This is a genomic window from Frigoribacterium sp. MCBA15_019 (genome assembly GCF_001864945.1).
GTDB lineage: Bacteria > Actinomycetota > Actinomycetes > Actinomycetales > Microbacteriaceae > Frigoribacterium.
The window spans coordinates 123,443-137,167 of sequence record NZ_MJGS01000002.1 but is presented as its reverse complement, the minus strand read 5'-3'; the positions used below and the strand labels follow the sequence as shown (position 1 = coordinate 137,167).

At 72.4% G+C, this 13,725-nt stretch carries 16 protein-coding genes; 6 read left to right on the top strand and 10 right to left on the bottom strand.

All coding sequences use genetic code 11. The annotated features are described in order from the left end of the window. Positions 1–199: 199 nt before the first annotated feature. Positions 200–1,129, bottom strand: a complete 930-nt coding sequence (locus BIV04_RS05595; RefSeq protein WP_071255056.1) for an acetamidase/formamidase family protein — start codon at positions 1,127–1,129, stop codon at positions 200–202. Positions 1,130–1,403: 274 nt separating this feature from the next. Here BIV04_RS05595 and BIV04_RS05590 point away from each other — a divergent pair, with 274 nt between their 5' ends. Both BIV04_RS05590 and BIV04_RS05585 read left to right on the top strand, forming a co-directional pair. Continuing rightward, entirely contained in the window at positions 1,404–1,937 is a 534-nt protein-coding gene (locus BIV04_RS05590) for a transcriptional regulator (RefSeq protein ID WP_071255054.1), read from the top strand. Beyond that, positions 1,934–3,229 (top strand): MFS transporter, encoded by a 1,296-nt coding sequence (locus BIV04_RS05585; RefSeq protein ID WP_071255052.1) that lies wholly within the window; start codon positions 1,934–1,936, stop codon positions 3,227–3,229. Before BIV04_RS05590 ends, BIV04_RS05585 begins: the two co-directional genes overlap by 4 nt. Here the strand turns inward: BIV04_RS05585 and BIV04_RS05580 are convergent. Beyond that, positions 3,226–3,831, bottom strand: a complete 606-nt coding sequence (locus BIV04_RS05580) for a hypothetical protein (protein WP_071255051.1) — start codon at positions 3,829–3,831, stop codon at positions 3,226–3,228. The genes BIV04_RS05585 and BIV04_RS05580 overlap by 4 nt on opposite strands. A 100-nt stretch (positions 3,832–3,931) precedes the next feature. On the opposite strand from BIV04_RS05580, the gene BIV04_RS05575 reads away from it, so the two are divergent. Then, positions 3,932–4,276 carry a hypothetical protein gene (locus BIV04_RS05575; protein ID WP_143048574.1) on the top strand — a complete coding sequence of 115 codons (345 nt, stop codon included), beginning with the start codon at positions 3,932–3,934 and terminating at the stop codon, positions 4,274–4,276. Positions 4,277–4,302: 26 nt separating this feature from the next. Here BIV04_RS05575 and BIV04_RS05570 read toward each other — a convergent pair whose 3' ends face one another. The 5 genes from BIV04_RS05570 to BIV04_RS05550 all read right to left on the bottom strand — a co-directional run bounded on the left by BIV04_RS05570 (position 4,303) and on the right by BIV04_RS05550 (position 8,653). Beyond that, positions 4,303–5,622, bottom strand: a complete 1,320-nt coding sequence (locus BIV04_RS05570; RefSeq protein WP_071255048.1) for a Y-family DNA polymerase — start codon at positions 5,620–5,622, stop codon at positions 4,303–4,305. Continuing rightward, a complete protein-coding gene (locus BIV04_RS05565; RefSeq protein WP_143048573.1) occupies positions 5,615–6,046 on the bottom strand; it encodes a translesion error-prone DNA polymerase V autoproteolytic subunit in 432 nt (143 codons plus the stop codon). Before BIV04_RS05565 ends, BIV04_RS05570 begins: the two co-directional genes overlap by 8 nt. Positions 6,047–6,183: 137 nt before the next feature. Further along, positions 6,184–6,651, bottom strand: coding sequence for a MarR family winged helix-turn-helix transcriptional regulator (locus tag BIV04_RS05560; RefSeq protein WP_071255046.1), 468 nt, complete (start codon positions 6,649–6,651; stop codon positions 6,184–6,186). Between the two features lie 46 nt (positions 6,652–6,697). After that, positions 6,698–7,927 (bottom strand): FAD-dependent monooxygenase, encoded by a 1,230-nt coding sequence (locus BIV04_RS05555; protein ID WP_071255044.1) that lies wholly within the window; start codon positions 7,925–7,927, stop codon positions 6,698–6,700. A gap of 123 nt (positions 7,928–8,050) precedes the next feature. Beyond that, positions 8,051–8,653, bottom strand: a complete 603-nt coding sequence (locus BIV04_RS05550) for a TetR/AcrR family transcriptional regulator (RefSeq protein ID WP_071255042.1) — start codon at positions 8,651–8,653, stop codon at positions 8,051–8,053. Positions 8,654–8,715: 62 nt separating this feature from the next. Here BIV04_RS05550 and BIV04_RS05545 point away from each other — a divergent pair, with 62 nt between their 5' ends. Next, on the top strand, positions 8,716–9,366 hold the full coding sequence (locus tag BIV04_RS05545) for an NAD(P)-dependent oxidoreductase (RefSeq protein WP_071255040.1): 651 nt from the start codon (positions 8,716–8,718) through the stop codon (positions 9,364–9,366). Positions 9,367–9,370: 4 nt separating this feature from the next. On the opposite strand, the gene BIV04_RS05540 is transcribed toward BIV04_RS05545, so the two are convergent. Continuing rightward, complete coding sequence (locus tag BIV04_RS05540; RefSeq protein WP_071255038.1) at positions 9,371–9,967, bottom strand: TetR/AcrR family transcriptional regulator; 597 nt, start codon at positions 9,965–9,967, stop codon at positions 9,371–9,373. Between the two features lie 50 nt (positions 9,968–10,017). Between BIV04_RS05540 and BIV04_RS05535 the strand changes: the two genes are divergently transcribed. Beyond that, on the top strand, positions 10,018–10,488 hold the full coding sequence (locus tag BIV04_RS05535) for a GNAT family N-acetyltransferase (RefSeq protein ID WP_071255036.1): 471 nt from the start codon (positions 10,018–10,020) through the stop codon (positions 10,486–10,488). A gap of 282 nt (positions 10,489–10,770) precedes the next feature. Beyond that, positions 10,771–11,766 carry a helix-turn-helix domain-containing protein gene (locus BIV04_RS05530; RefSeq protein ID WP_071255034.1) on the top strand — a complete coding sequence of 332 codons (996 nt, stop codon included), beginning with the start codon at positions 10,771–10,773 and terminating at the stop codon, positions 11,764–11,766. Between the two features lie 117 nt (positions 11,767–11,883). Here the strand turns inward: BIV04_RS05530 and BIV04_RS05525 are convergent, their stop codons facing one another. Both BIV04_RS05525 and BIV04_RS05520 read right to left on the bottom strand, forming a co-directional pair. Then, positions 11,884–13,260, bottom strand: coding sequence for an LCP family protein (locus tag BIV04_RS05525; protein WP_083396183.1), 1,377 nt, complete (start codon positions 13,258–13,260; stop codon positions 11,884–11,886). Positions 13,261–13,373: 113 nt separating this feature from the next. Continuing rightward, the gene (locus tag BIV04_RS05520) at positions 13,374–13,703 is read right to left on the bottom strand and encodes a hypothetical protein (protein ID WP_071255033.1); all 330 of its coding nucleotides are present in this window, start codon (positions 13,701–13,703) and stop codon (positions 13,374–13,376) included. Positions 13,704–13,725: the final 22 nt, after the last annotated feature.

Genomic DNA, 13,725 nt, shown 5'->3' with positions numbered 1-13,725 from the left:
AGCGCCTTTCGAGACGGTCGGGTGGAGACACCGGCGTCTCGGAACCTGACGATCCTGGCATGCCGAGCGCGCCTCCTCGACCCGAAAAGTGCTGATCAGAGGTATTCGGCACGCCGAATTCGGGGTGTCGTCGAACCGTCGCGCAGGGCGCTGCGAGCCGAACGCCGACCCGGTCGACGATGAGGAGGCGGGGCGCCGCTCAGGCGGGGACGAGCACGTCCCGCGGCAACACGGCGTGCACGCCCCAGGTGCGGTTGGCGACCTGGGTGACGCGCAGGTCGACGACCGTGCTCGCGAAGGCGAGGGCCGTGGCGGCGTCGACCGCGTAGAGCTGCTGCATCCAGGTCACCATCGCGGCGAGCGCGTCCCCGCTGGCGACGTTGAGGTCGGCGTCGAAGCCGAAGGTGATGCGGGCCTCGGGGGTCTCGGCGTGGATCGTCGTGAGCGGGCGGTCCGTCGCCAGGCCGACCCGCGCCTCCGTCGTCATGCCGGTCTCGATCGCGGTGCCGCCGACCTCGCCGTCGCCCTGGGCCGCGTGGCCGTCACCGAGGTAGAGCAGGGCGTCGTCGACCGCCACCGGCAACCAGAGGGTCGTGCCCGCGACGAGGTCGCGGCAGTCGATGTTGCCGCCCACGGAGGCGCGGGGCGGGATGGTCGAGTGTTCTCCGGCCTCGGCGGGGGCGAGTCCCATCACGCCGAGGAAGGGGGCGATCGGGCGACGCAGGCCCCGGCTCTCGGTGGCCGTGCCGGCGTCGCGGTCGATGCTCCAGAGCAGCCAGGCGGCCTCGGCGTCGACCAGGCCGAGGTGACGGGTGATCGGGGTGTCGGCGGCCGCGGCGACCGTGAAGCCCCAGTCGTCGGGGGTCAGCGAGAGCAGGTCGAGCTGCAGCATGTCGCCCGGACGGGCCCCGCGGACGGCGATCGGACCGGTCAGGGCGTGGCCGCGCCGGGTCGGGAAGAGGTACGGCGTGACCTCGCCGGGCACGGTCTGCGGCTCGAGGTGGCCCGAGGCGTCCAGCGAGCGCACGACGACGGTGTCACCGGAGTCGATCGTCAGCACGGGGGCGTGGTCGCGCGAGAAGACCTCGTGGGCGGTGTCGGTGCTGGGGTCGAGGTGGTGGGTCGTCATCGTCCGAGCGTAGGCCGCGGCCCGGGCACCCCGCCGGACGTGCCGCGCCCAGGGGCGCTCGGTACGATGGACGCCTGTTCCGCCTCGACCCGCCGCACCTGCTCACAGAGAGACCGACACCCCATGGTCCTGTTCTTCCACGTCCTCATCATCGCCATCTCGGTCGTCGGCGCCGGCCTGATCTCGGCCGCGCTCGTGGGTCTCGCCACCTCGAAGTAGCCGACCCCCAAAGACCCGTTTGACGGTCGGGTGCCGGGGTCTGCACGATGACCTCATGTCCGCACTCGACGAACTCCGCGCCACCGCCCACCCGATCCGGCTGCGCCTCCTCTCGCTCCTGACGGGCGTCGCGATGAGCGCCGCCGAGGCCGGTCGCGAACTCGGGCTGTCGCAGGCCACCGCGAGCTACCACCTCCGGGTGCTCGAGCGGGTGGGCCTCGTCGAGGTCGTCGAGGTCGTCACGATCCGCGGCGGCGAGGCCAAGCGGTACCGACACCTGTCGTCGGCCCAGCCGTTCCCGGTCGTCCCCGGGCCCGTCGACGGCGCCGACGGTGACGCCGACGCCGAGCGCGCCCGCTACGTCGAGGCCCTGACCGACGAACTGCGCCGCCGCTCCCCCCGGCGGGTGACCGGGCCCCAGGTCTCGACCGACGCCGAACTCTGGGTCGACGCCGAGACCTGGCAGCTGGTCGTCCGCCACGTGGGCCACGCCTCCGCCCTCCTGCACGCCGCCGCGCAGCGGCCCCGGACGCCGGGCACGAGCCCGGTGTCGATGACGGCCGCGCTCTTCCCCCTGAAGCGACCGTGACCGGGGACGCAGGAGGCGCCTCCTCGGTCCCCCAGGCCACGAGCGACCGCCGCGGCCCCCTCGCGCACGGCACGTTCCGCTGGCTGCTCGCGGCTCGGACGACGGGCGTGCTCGGCAACGCCGTCGCCCCGATCGCGCTCGCGTTCGCCGTGCTCGACCTGACCGGGTCGGCGGCGGACCTCGGACTGGTGGTGGCCGCCCGATCGATCGCCAACGTCGCGGTACTGCTCTTCGGCGGCGTGATCGCCGACCGGCTGCGGCGCGACGTCGTGCTCGTCGGGACGTCGCTGGCCGCGGCCGGGACGCAGGCCGTGGTCGCGACGCTCGTCATCACGGGGTCGGCGACGATCCCGCTGCTCGTCGTGCTGAGCGTGCTGAACGGTGCGGTCGCGGCGGTGAGCCTGCCCGCGGCGGCGGCCCTCGTGCCCGAGACGGTGCCCGACACCCTGCTGCGGCCCGCCAACGCCCTGCTGCGCCTCGGCCTGAACGGCGGCAGCGTCGTCGGGGCATCGGCCGGGGCGGGCATCGTCGCGGTCGTCGGGCCGGGGTGGGGCCTGGTGATCGACGCAGCCGGCTTCGCGCTCGCGGGGGCCCTCTACTCGCGTCTGCGACTGCCGATCCGGCCCGGCACCCCGTCGCCCGACGACGAGGAGCCCGGCTCGGGCTCGGGCTCGTCGGTGATCGCCGACCTGCGTGAGGGGTGGCACGAGTTCACCCGGCGCTCGTGGGTGTGGACCGTGGTGGCGCAGTTCGCCGTGCTGAACGCCGCGTTCGTGGGGGCGACGACGGTGCTCGGGCCCGTCGTGGCCGACGGGTCGTTCGGGCGGGCGGCCTGGGGGCTGGTCGTCGCGGCCCAGACCGTCGGCCTCGGCATCGGTGCCGTCGTCGCGATGCGCTGGCGGCCCCGGCACGGCCTCGTCGTGGGCGTGGGGCTGATGGCCGTGACGGCGGTGCCGGTGGCGACGCTCGGGCTGGCTCCGGCGGTGCCCGCGCTCGTGGTGGCGTTCCTGCTGGGCGGGGTCGCCCTCGAGATCTTCGCCATCTCGTGGGACCAGTCGTTGCAGAGCCACGTGCCCCGCGCCTCCCTGGCCCGGGTCTACTCGTACGACATGGTCGGCTCGTTCGTCGCCGTTCCGCTCGGCGAGGTCTTCGCCGGCCCGGCGGCGCAGCAGTTCGGCACACGGCCGACACTGCTCGTCTGCGCCGCGATCATCGCGGCGGCGACGCTCGCGGCCGTCGCGACGCCGAGCGTCCGCCGGCTGACGACCGAGGAGGCGCGGCGAGACGTCTAGGGGCGGGGTGCGGTCAGGACGTTCTGACCGTCGTCACCGAACCGGACCGTGACCTGATCCGCCGCGACCTCGAGCCGGTACATCCCGAACTCGGCCTGCGGGTCGCCCGCGCCGTCGTCGCCGATCGCGGGGCCGGACGCGGCCGGGTCGGGCGTGAAGAGCCATCCGTCGCGGTAGCCGAGCGACGCACCCAACCCCGCCAGGGAGCGGTACTCGGCCACCATGACCGTTCGCCCGTCCACCGTGCCCACGTCGACGTACCTCACGGAGCCCAGAGCGCCGAGCCAGGCGACCACACAGAGCCCGAGACCGATGACCACCGCGAGGAGCGACGCGGCGGACCGCACGAGGATCTGCGGCCAGAAGCCCGACCGACGGGTGAGCCACCAGGCCACGCCGAGGACCAGGACCACCAAGGCGACGCCTGCGACGAGCACGGCCAGCACGATGAGCGTCTGGCCCCCCAGGGGTCCCAGGACGAAGGCTCGGCCCTCGGTGGCGACGCGCCGAGCGAGGACGGCCGTGCACACCGATGCCACGCACAGGGCTGTCGCGGTCGAGAGCACGACACGTGTGGCGGTCGTCCTGGTCGTGGCGGTCACGAGCCCAGCATGGTGCGTCTGGAGGGGTCCAGCGGTGATGTCGCCCATGCGGGCGACACAGATCAACCCGGAGACCGACAGGACACGACATGATCGAGCCATGCCACCCCGACCACCGCAGGCGCCTGCCGTCACCGACCAGCCCGCGCCACGCCTCCGTCGCGTGCCTGTCGCGACCGTCGTGTGCCTGTCCGTGGCCCTGCTGGTCGTGCTCGGCCTGCTCTTCGTGCCGTTCCCCAACCCGTACGTCGCCGGGTACCTCCGGTTGGCGGGAGTGCTCTTGGTCGCCCCGCCGCTCCTCGGACTCGTCGGCGCGGTGGCCGCGCTGCTCGATCGCCGGCTCGAGCGGTCGTACCGAGCTGCGTGGGCGATCGGTTCGGGGGTGGCGGGCTTCATCGGCGTCATGGCGTTCTTCGTGCTCGGCACCCTGATCTTCGGGCCGTGATTCCGTGAAGGGGCGGCCCGACTTCGTCAACGAGCCCTGGCCGTCGCCAGCTCGTCCCAATGGGTGGTCGCGCGGGGCGACACCATGTCGCGCTTCATCGACCAGCCGCGCCGGTGGCGGAGACCGGCGATGCCGAGCCCCAGCGTGTCTTCGCCGAACTTGCCGGCGATGCGGTCGATGACGGCACCGTAGGCGGGTGGTGCCGCGTCGGCCTCGTCGAAGACGTCGAGGCTCGCATGCTCGTCGCGCGGGGTGAGCTCCATCAGGGTGACGCCGGCTCGGACGTAGCGCTTGCCGGGTTCGAGTTGCGGGCCGAGGGCGGCGATGGCCGAGCGGTACAGCAGGGCGGCGTCGTCGGTGGGCTCGGGGAACGCCACCGACACCGAGTGGTTCGTGTGGGCGGCGCTGTCGGAGAACGGCGAGGTCGCGGTGAAGCACCGCATCAGGCGCGTCAACGAGCCCTGCTTCCGTAACCGGGCCGCCGCTCGCTGCGTGTAGACCGAGAGCACCTCTTCGAGTTCGGCGACGGTCGTGATGGGCACCGCGAACGACCGCGAGTGGTAGATCTGCTCGCGCTCGGGCTGCACCTGCTCGATCGGCAGGCAGTCGACGCCGCGCAGCTCGTGCACGACCCGGGCCTGCACGACGCCGAAGCGCGTGCGGATGCGGGCGGCGTCGGCGTCGCGGAGATCGGCCGCGGTGTGGATGCCGAGAGGCGCGAGCTTCTTCGCCGTGCGGCGGCCGATGCCCCAGACGTCGCCGACGTCGACGCTCGCGAGGATCGCGGTCTGCTGTTCGGGGGCGTAGCTGCCCAGGTGGCAGACACCGGCGAGAGCGGCGTTCTGCTTCGAGCCGCGGTTGGCCAACTTGGCCAGGGTCTTGGTCGGCGCGATGCCGATGCTGACGGGCAGGCCGATGAGCTTGCGCAGGGCACGGCGGATCTCGCGAGCCTGGGCGATCGTGTCGTCGAGCGAACCGGTCAGCTCGATGAACGACTCGTCGATCGAGTACACCTCTTGGTCGCTGGTGTACCGGCTGAGGATCTCGGCCGACCGCGCCGACATGTCGCCGTAGAGCTCGTAGTTGCTCGACACCGCGACCACGCCCTGCATCGCCGCGATCGGAGCGATGCTGTGCCACGGCGCAGCCATGTCGACGTTGAGCGCCTTCGCCTCTTGCGAGCGGGCGATGACACAGCCGTCGTTGTTCGACAGCACGACCACCGGCCTGCCCTCGAGCGCCGGGTTGAACACGCGCTCGCACGAGACGTAGAAGTTGTTGGCGTCGACGATGGCGACGCTGCGCTCGGACGTGGTCGACCTGGACGTCGTGGTGGACTCAGACACGGTGCAGGCACCTCGTCACGACGCCCCAGATCGTCGCCTCGTCGAGTTCGGACAGCACGATCTCGGGGTAGGCCGGGTTCTCGGGGCTGAGCACCATCCGCCCCTGCCGGTACGAGAGACGCTTGACCGTCAGCTCGGCGTTGACGACGGCGACGACCACGTGCCCGTCGTGCGCGTCGAGGCCCCGGTCGACGACGAGCTCGTCACCGTCGAAGATGCCGGCTCCGGTCATGCTGTCGCCGCTCACCCGCACCAGGAACGTCGCGGTCGGGTCGCGCATCAGGTGCCGGTTGAGGTCGACCGGCCCGTTGTAGTACCCCTGCGCCGGCGAGGGGAAACCGGCGTGGACGGCTTCGGCGGCCTGTTGCGGCAGCAGGTGGTCGGGGCGTTCGTCGCCGCCGACGGGACCGATGACGGCGGTCACCGTGTGCCCCCGCACCCGGCCCCGGGGTCGACGAGGAGGCGCGCGCCGGTTCGCGCGGACGGCTGCCGGTGGTCTCTCATCACGCCTCCCACCGAGGACGCTACGACACCCCACCGACACTGTCGGACCCGAGCGACTCACCGGGGGCGTCGGGCGCCGTCCTGATCGGTGCCCGGCAGGACCGCGGCCAGCTGCACGAGCACCGAACGGACGGTGTCGAGCGTCACGTCGTCGTACTCGTCGAGGGCCGCTTCGAGGGCGGCGGTCGAGGGGTCGAGGAAGACCGCCGCACGCTCCCGGGCCGTCTCGGTGGTGCGGAGCGTGACGACGCGGCGGTCGTCGCTCTCACGACTGCGCGAGACGAGCCCCAGCGCCTCGAGCCTGTTGATGAGGGCGTTGGTCGCGCCCGACGTGAGGCCCACGCGCATCGAGAGTCGACCGGGCGAGAGGGGGGCGTCGTCGTACTCGGCCCAGAGGATCTCGCCGAGGGCGGTGCCGTCCACCGTCGGCAGGTCCATCCGACGGGCGAGCTCTCGGGTGGACTCCTGGTAGCTCAGGGCGTAGTGACGGAGCGCCTCGAGCAGGTTCCGTCTCGGGGTCGTCATGCTCGATCCTCTCATCGACGGGCGGGGCCGGCGGCCCCCTCGGGGTTCAGGCCCGGAGGTGCGGGTAGTCCGCCAACACCGGGACGTGCTTCTCGCTCGTCAGCAGGTTCGCCTGGAAGAACGTCCGCACCGGCCTCGACGCCGCGACGCGGTGCGCCACCCGGACCGCCTTCCGTCCCACGGTCGACGAGGGGTGGAACGCTCGGGCCCCGCCGCGCGGCAGGCCCTGGGCGCTGTCGGCGTAGCGGCGCATCTGCCGTTCGTAGCTCGCGAAGGCGCGCGCGGGACGGTCGGGGGTCGCGGCGAGCTCTCCGGCGAGGATGTGTGCGCCGACCAGCGACAGCGTCGTCCCCATGCCCGTCGGGCCCGACCCCCAGGCGGCGTCGCCGACGAGCGCGACCCTCCCCCGGCTCCAGGTCGACATGACGACCTGCTCCATCCGCTGCGTGTAGAACTCGTCGGGGCGTGCCGAGAAGCCGTCGAGGATTCGCTCGGTCTGCCAGCCGGCCCCTCGGAAACGTGCCCGGAGCAGCTGCAGCTGGGCCTCGACGGGCAGCTTCTCGAAGCCCATCGGCTCGGACTCGAACGACATGCTCGCCCGGATCGTCCCCTCGTTGTCGGGCCGCACGGAGGCGACGCGTCCCCGTGTGCCCGTGAACCAGTCCCAGGTGTCGACGTCGTCCGGGTGCCGGTCGAGGGTGCCGTAGGTGATGCTGACGCCGAAGTCGCGCAGCTCGGTCTCCTCGGAGAAGAGGAGGCGCCGGGTACGTGAGCTGCGCCCCTCAGCCACCAGGAGCAGGTCGAAGCGCTCCTGGGCGCCGCTGTCGAACGTGACGTCGACACCGGTCCCGTCCTGCTCGACCCCCGTGACGAAGTCGCCGTAACGGCGCTCCACCTCGGCCGGGACGACGTCGACGAGGATGCCGGCGAGGCGACCGCGCAGGATCTCGACCTCCGCCGTCGGCCCGTCCTGACCCTCCTCTCGGGGGAACACGGCGTAGGGGCGACCGTCCTCGTCGACGAAGCGGGTCCCCTCCTCGCCGGTGAGGTTCGCGAGGACCGTCTCCTCGACGCCCATGCGCGTCAGGATCTCGCGACCGAGGCCGCGCACGTCGATGTTCTGGCCCGTCTCGCGAGGAGCGGCGGATCGCTCGAGCAGGACGACGTCGAAGCCGGACTTCGCCAGCCCCCAGGCGAGTGCGGGACCGGCGATGCTCGCCCCGGTGACGAGGACGCGAGGAGTGCGATGCGGGGTGGGACGCGGGGTCAGGGACATGGATGCCTTCCGTCGGTGGTGCCGTCCGGTCAACCTACCCCATTTACTTCATCATGAAGTCACTTCACCATGAACAAGACAGCGGACCGCCCCTCGCCCAGGCCACCCGCCGCATGTGGTGGATCAGCGAACGGTGACCACGCGGCGCCCCAGCTCGGAGTCGAGCAGCGTGCCCATGGCCGTGCCCACGAGGCGGTCTCCGAGGGGTCGTTCGATGCGACCGGAGGCGACGAGCCCCGCGATCCCCTGCATCGTCGCCGCGAAGAGCATCTTGAAGTGATCCCGCGACTCGTCGACCGACGCCCCGGACGCCGGCGACCCCAAGGCGCCGTCGAGCACGGTGAAGAGAGTGCCGGCCGCCTCGTGGACGGCCTCGGGCTTCGTCGTGACCTTGGTCTGGAACATGAGCTCCATGAGGGCGGCGTCGTCGACGGCGAAGTCGACGTAGGCGCGGGCGACGCGATGGAGGCGTTCCGTGCCACTCCCCTCGCCGTCGAGGGCACGCCGGACGGCGGTGGTGAGCCGCTCGAAACCGGCTTCGGCGAGTGAGTCGAGCAGCGCCTGCCGATCGACGAAGTGACTCCTCGGGGCACCGTGGCTGACGCCGGCCCGGCGCGCGAGGTCGCGGAGCGACAGCCCGTCGACGCCGGACTCGCGCAGGACGCCCACCGCCTCGTCGAGCAGCACGGCCCGGAGGTTCCCGTGGTGGAAAGGCCGTGGGGTCATGCCCTCATCCTAGTCCGCGACTAGTCATTGACTACTTTCTAGACACCGCCTACATTAGAGCCATGACGAATAGACGATCCCTCCTGGTCCTCGGCGCCACGGGGCAGACCGGGCAACACTTCACACGACTGGCCCTCGACGCCGGCCACCGGCTCCGCGTCCTGGCGCGGACGCCCGGCAAGCTCGCGATCGAGCACGACGACCTCGAGGTCGTACAGGGCTCACTCGACGACGACCTCGACCTCGACGCCCTGCTCGACGGCGTCGACGCCGTCGTGATGATGCTCGGGGACGCGGCTGCCCAGCGCGAGCGGCAGGTGAACACGACCTTCGTCCGATCGCTCGTGCCCGCCATGCGCCGCAGCGGGACGCGGCGACTCCTGTACCAGGCAGGGGGCCTGAGCGCGGCGCCGGGAAAGTCGCTCGCGCCGGCGCTGCGGATCGTCCGCAGCACGATCGCCCGTGGGTACATCGGGCAACACGAGGACAACGAGGCCGTGATGCGCTACCTCGACCAGGAGGCCCGCGACATCGAGTGGATGGTCCACCGGGCCGGCATCGGCTCCGACGGCCCCTCCAAGGGCGAACTGCGCCGCTCGCCCTCGATCATCAGCATCGGGACGTTCGTCGACTGCGCCACGTACAACCTGCACATGCTCTCGGACGACTCGGCCGTCCACACCTGCGACGGCAGCCGCTACCGGCGACGCTGACCGGTCATCGCGGCGGGCCCGACGGCGCGGCGGCGGCGAGGACGAACTCGAGCGCCTGCACCTGACGCGCCGTGGTCCACCGGTCGGGGTCGCCCGCCGCCAGGCTCGAGACCCCCTCCACGGCCGCGACGAGGGCCGCCGCCCGGGTGACCGCCTCGTCGTGACGGCCGGGATCACCGATCTTGAGCAACCGGGTCAGGCGATCGGCGAACGCGCGGCTGTTGCGGGCGTGCCGTTCGGCCAGGACGGGATCGTCGAGCGCTGCCGCCAGGAACCCGACCCACACGCGCGCCTCGGCGAGCCGCTCGTCATCGGTCGGCAGGGTCCCCAGGACGACGGCACGAACGGCCGCGAGCGGATCGTCCGCATCGCCCTCGAGGGCGTCCGAGCGCTCGCGGGTGCGCTCGTGGAGCACGTCTCGGGCATGGAGGAGCAGGGCCTGCTTGTCGCGGAAGGTGTGCAGGACGAGGCCCGTCGTGCATCCGGCTCGTTCGGCGACCGCCCGGAGCGTGAGACCCGTCGGCCCCCGCTCGGCGAGGGTCGTGAAGACGGCGTCCGAGAGACGCCGCCGGGTGTCGGTCACATCTCGCGATCTGCTCATCCAGGCATCGTAACGCCTGTTACCGTAACGGTTGTCACGAAAGGACCCCCATGAGCTGGACGATCAGTGCGACCCCCTTCGACCACCCGGATGCCGACCGCCTCCGCCGCGCCCAACGCGTCGAGTTGGACGCCCGGTACGGAAGCGACGACCACGAGCCCGGCACGCCGCCGTCGGCAGCCGACGTCCCGGTGTTCCTCGTCGCCCGGGCGGACGACGGCCGCCCGATCGCGTGCGGTGGTCTGCGCCCCCTGGCGGACACGGTGGTCGGGCCGGCCACGGCCGAGGTCAAACGCATGTACGTCTCGCCCGACGCGCGGGGCTCCGGGGTGGCGGCCGCCGTCCTGCATGCCCTCGAGGACGCCGCTCGCGACCTCGGCACGCGGCGGATCGTGCTCGAGACGGGCATCCTCCAACCGGACGCGATCCGCTTCTACGAGCGGGAGGGCTACGAGAGCATCCCCCTCTTCGGCCCGTACGTCGGATCGGCCGAGTCGGTCTGCTTCGGCCGGGACGTCTGAGCCACGACACCCCGCCCCGACCCCTCGAGCGTGCAGGCCCTCAAACCCTGAGGCCCGCTGTCCCGCGGGCCCTCAGGCGATCTCCTGGCCGGCGGCGGGACACGTCCGCCGGGGTGGGGCACGTCTTCTGGGGTAGGGACAGATGCTCGCCGATGCGGCATCGTGGCCGTCAGACCTCCCGTCGGCGATCCGTGACGAACTCTGCTCGGCCCTCGTCCCCATTGCTGAGGCCACGTCTCACCAGCGTGCGTCCGTGAACGAGAGGAGGACCAGGAGATCACCGTGCCCACCACCTACATGCCCGCGACCGGACCGTCCTCGGACGAGCGCGCACCCGACGAGTTCCGTCGGGACACGTGGTCGAGCGACGACGCCGAGGAGGCGCGTGACTGTCTGCAGACGGTCCTCGCCGGCCGGGACTTCCGCGCACGCCTCGGCCCGGAGCCGTTCGCGTTCCGTTTCGCCTCCGCCGGGGACGCCCGACTCGCCCTGCAGACCGGCACCTTCACCGGCCACCTCCAGGGCACGATCCCCTGGTCCCGTGACTACGTCGTGTCCTGGTTCCAGCAAGGCTCCGTGACCGTCGACCACCCCTCCGGTCAGTTGACCAGCGTCGGCGCCCGGCCCTTCCTGACCCCGACCGAGACGTCCTTCTCGTTCGCCATGACACCCCACCGGCACGGCATCGTCCACATCGACGGCGCCTTCCTGGAGGAGGTCGCCACTGAACGTCATGCCGGACCGGCACAACGGATCGTCTTCGACTACGCCGCCGTCCCGAGCGAGGTCGCCCTCGCCGCCTGGCACCGGACCCTCGGCACGGCGACCCCGACGATCGTGGACCCGCGGACCCCGCCCCTCGCCCGGCACTCCGCCCAGACGGCGATCGTCAGGACGCTGCTGGACCTGTTCCCCTGGCGGGCGGTCGACGTCCCCGACGCCCTGCGCACCGAACGCACCAAACGCCTGAGGCTCGCCGCCGAGTACGTCCACGCCTACGCCGACCAGGCGATCTCGTCGGCGGACATCGCGACCGCCGCCGGCATGCACACCCGGACCCTTCAGCAGCTGATGAACGAACACCTGGGCTCCAGCCCGTCGAAGTACCTCAGGCACGTCCGCCTCGACCGGGTGCGTCAGGACCTCCTCGCGGGTGATCCGGGGACGACCCTCGTCTCGGACGTCGCCAGCCGCTGGGGCTTCGGGAACATGGGCCGGTTCTCGGCCGCGTACCTGGCCCGCTTCGGCGAGCATCCGAAGGACACCCTCGCGCACTGATCCGGCAGGCGAACCGTCCGAACGTCCTCGTCACGCCCGAGGGCGACATCGAGACCTCGTTCCCGGAGCTCCAGCCGAGCTCCCGCCCGACCGGACCGCAGCACGAGACGGCCGGAGTCAGCGCTTCGCGGCGCAGGTGACCTGGTCGGCGGACTGACCCGAGACGTCGTCGGGCAGTGCCGCGGCCGTGGGGGCGGCCGAGGACGGCACCGGAGCCGCTCCGTCCGTCGGCACCGCGTCCGTCGCGGGCGTCGTGGGCTCGTCCGGGACCCCGGTCGACGGCGCCGCCGGCGAGCTCGGGGCCGCCGCGTCCGGGTCGAGCACCGCCGACCGCCCGAGGCTGTTCGCCGACAGGGCCAGCGGCAGGTCGCGCTGCAACGCCTCGTTCAGGATCGACGCCGACGCCTCGTCGACCAGCACCCGGTTGCGGTCCGCGGGGTCGTCCACCGCCGGGTACTGCACGAACACCATGTTCGACAGCCCGACCGTGTTCACGGCGAGGGCGAGCTTGGCGAGTGTCGACGCGTCGCCCAGGGTGTCGCTCAGCGTCATGTTCGCGAACGCCACCCGCGCGATCGCCAGCACCTTGGTCGGGTCGGTCAGCGTCCCCGCCGACACCGTCTGCCGGGCCAACGCCGACAGGAACGTCTGCTGGTTGCTGATGCGCCCGAGGTCGCTCGAGTCCCCGACCCCGTAGCGCGACCGGAGGAACGCCCCGGCCTCGGCTCCCGACAACGTCCGGGTGCCGGCGGGAAGGTCGAGCGCGGGCTGGACCTCGGTGTCACGGATCGGCGTGGCCAGGCACACCTCGACGCCGCCGACGGCGTCGGCCATCGACACGACCCCTTCGAAGGTGATGGACCCGGCGTAGTCGATCTGGAGCCCGGTCAGCTGGCCGATCGTCTGCGCCACGCACGAGAGCCCGTTCTGCGGTCCGCCGCGGCCCAGCGCGGTGTTCAGCATCGCGCCCGAGGTCGCCGGACTGGTCGTGCCGTCGTCGTTCGGGCAGGCCGGCATCGGCACGATCAGGTCACGCGGGAAGCTGACGACCGCCATGTTCGTGTGGTCCTCGGAGATGTGCACGAGCACCGTCGAGTCGTTCTTGCCCGCCCCCGAGCTGGCCTGCTGGTTGGCGGCGTCGTCGAACCCGGCACCCAGCCCCTCGCGGGTGTCGGTGCCGATCAGCAGCAGGTTCACCTCGCCGGTCTGTGCCGTCAGCTGCGGCACGGGCGAGGCGGACGACCCGTCGGGCCCGGCGAGCCTGACGGTGGGCGGTGCTCCCTGCAGCACCTGCCAGGTGGCGATGGCCGCGACCGAGGCCGTGCTGACGAGCACGACGGCCAGCGCGGCCGCCGTGACCTTCGCGACGAACGCCGCGGGGTGCCCCCGGCGGAGGCGACCGTGGCGGGCGATCCCGCCTTCGCGCACCGCGCCTCCTCGGCTCACCGAGCCGTCGGCGTCGTCGGGTGCTCGCTCCGTGCGTCCGTCGGTCATGCGCGCCCCCTCGGCGAGCAGGGGCCCGGGCGGCCCCCGTCGAGACGAAGCATAGGAGGCGCGGGCCGGGAGACCCCGGAGGTCGCCTCGGCGGCGACCCGGGCCGGCGTCGGTCAGGCGGTCTCGCCGAGCGTGGCCGGCGCGACCGCGGGCAGGACGTCCTCGGTCCAGTCGACCCGCAACGAGCCGGAGCCGGACCAGCCTCGCAGCTCGGCACCGACCGTGTCCCGGAACGTGGCCGCCTCGTCGCGGTCGCCCACGACGACGTCGAGCCGCAGCCGCGCCAACTGTTCGGTGACGCGGACGGGCAGGCCCCAGGCCTGCAGCACGAGCACCTCCGACGCGGCGCTCAACGCCGGGAAGTGCCGCCGGAGCTTCTGCTCGACGACGTGCAGCACGGCCACTTCGTCGGTGGGGTGGATCACTCCGGTCAGCGAGATCATGCCTGATGGTCCGCCCGGGAGG

What these genes read in the sequence shown, in the direction of transcription:
- BIV04_RS05535 (WP_071255036.1), top strand. Translation starts at nt 10,018, where the DNA reads ATGAGCTGGACGATCAGTGCGACCCCCTTCGACCACCCGGATGCCGAC.
- BIV04_RS05550 (WP_071255042.1), bottom strand. Translation starts at nt 8,653, where the DNA reads ATGACCCCACGGCCTTTCCACCACGGGAACCTCCGGGCCGTGCTGCTC.
- BIV04_RS05590 (WP_071255054.1), top strand. Translation starts at nt 1,404, where the DNA reads ATGTCCGCACTCGACGAACTCCGCGCCACCGCCCACCCGATCCGGCTG.
- BIV04_RS05545 (WP_071255040.1), top strand. Translation starts at nt 8,716, where the DNA reads ATGACGAATAGACGATCCCTCCTGGTCCTCGGCGCCACGGGGCAGACC.
- BIV04_RS05555 (WP_071255044.1), bottom strand. Translation starts at nt 7,927, where the DNA reads ATGTCCCTGACCCCGCGTCCCACCCCGCATCGCACTCCTCGCGTCCTC.
- BIV04_RS05525 (WP_083396183.1), bottom strand. Translation starts at nt 13,260, where the DNA reads ATGACCGACGGACGCACGGAGCGAGCACCCGACGACGCCGACGGCTCG.
- BIV04_RS05560 (WP_071255046.1), bottom strand. Translation starts at nt 6,651, where the DNA reads ATGACGACCCCGAGACGGAACCTGCTCGAGGCGCTCCGTCACTACGCC.
- BIV04_RS05520 (WP_071255033.1), bottom strand. Translation starts at nt 13,703, where the DNA reads ATGATCTCGCTGACCGGAGTGATCCACCCCACCGACGAAGTGGCCGTG.
- BIV04_RS05595 (WP_071255056.1), bottom strand. Translation starts at nt 1,129, where the DNA reads ATGACGACCCACCACCTCGACCCCAGCACCGACACCGCCCACGAGGTC.
- BIV04_RS05575 (WP_143048574.1), top strand. Translation starts at nt 3,932, where the DNA reads ATGCCACCCCGACCACCGCAGGCGCCTGCCGTCACCGACCAGCCCGCG.
- BIV04_RS05540 (WP_071255038.1), bottom strand. Translation starts at nt 9,967, where the DNA reads ATGAGCAGATCGCGAGATGTGACCGACACCCGGCGGCGTCTCTCGGAC.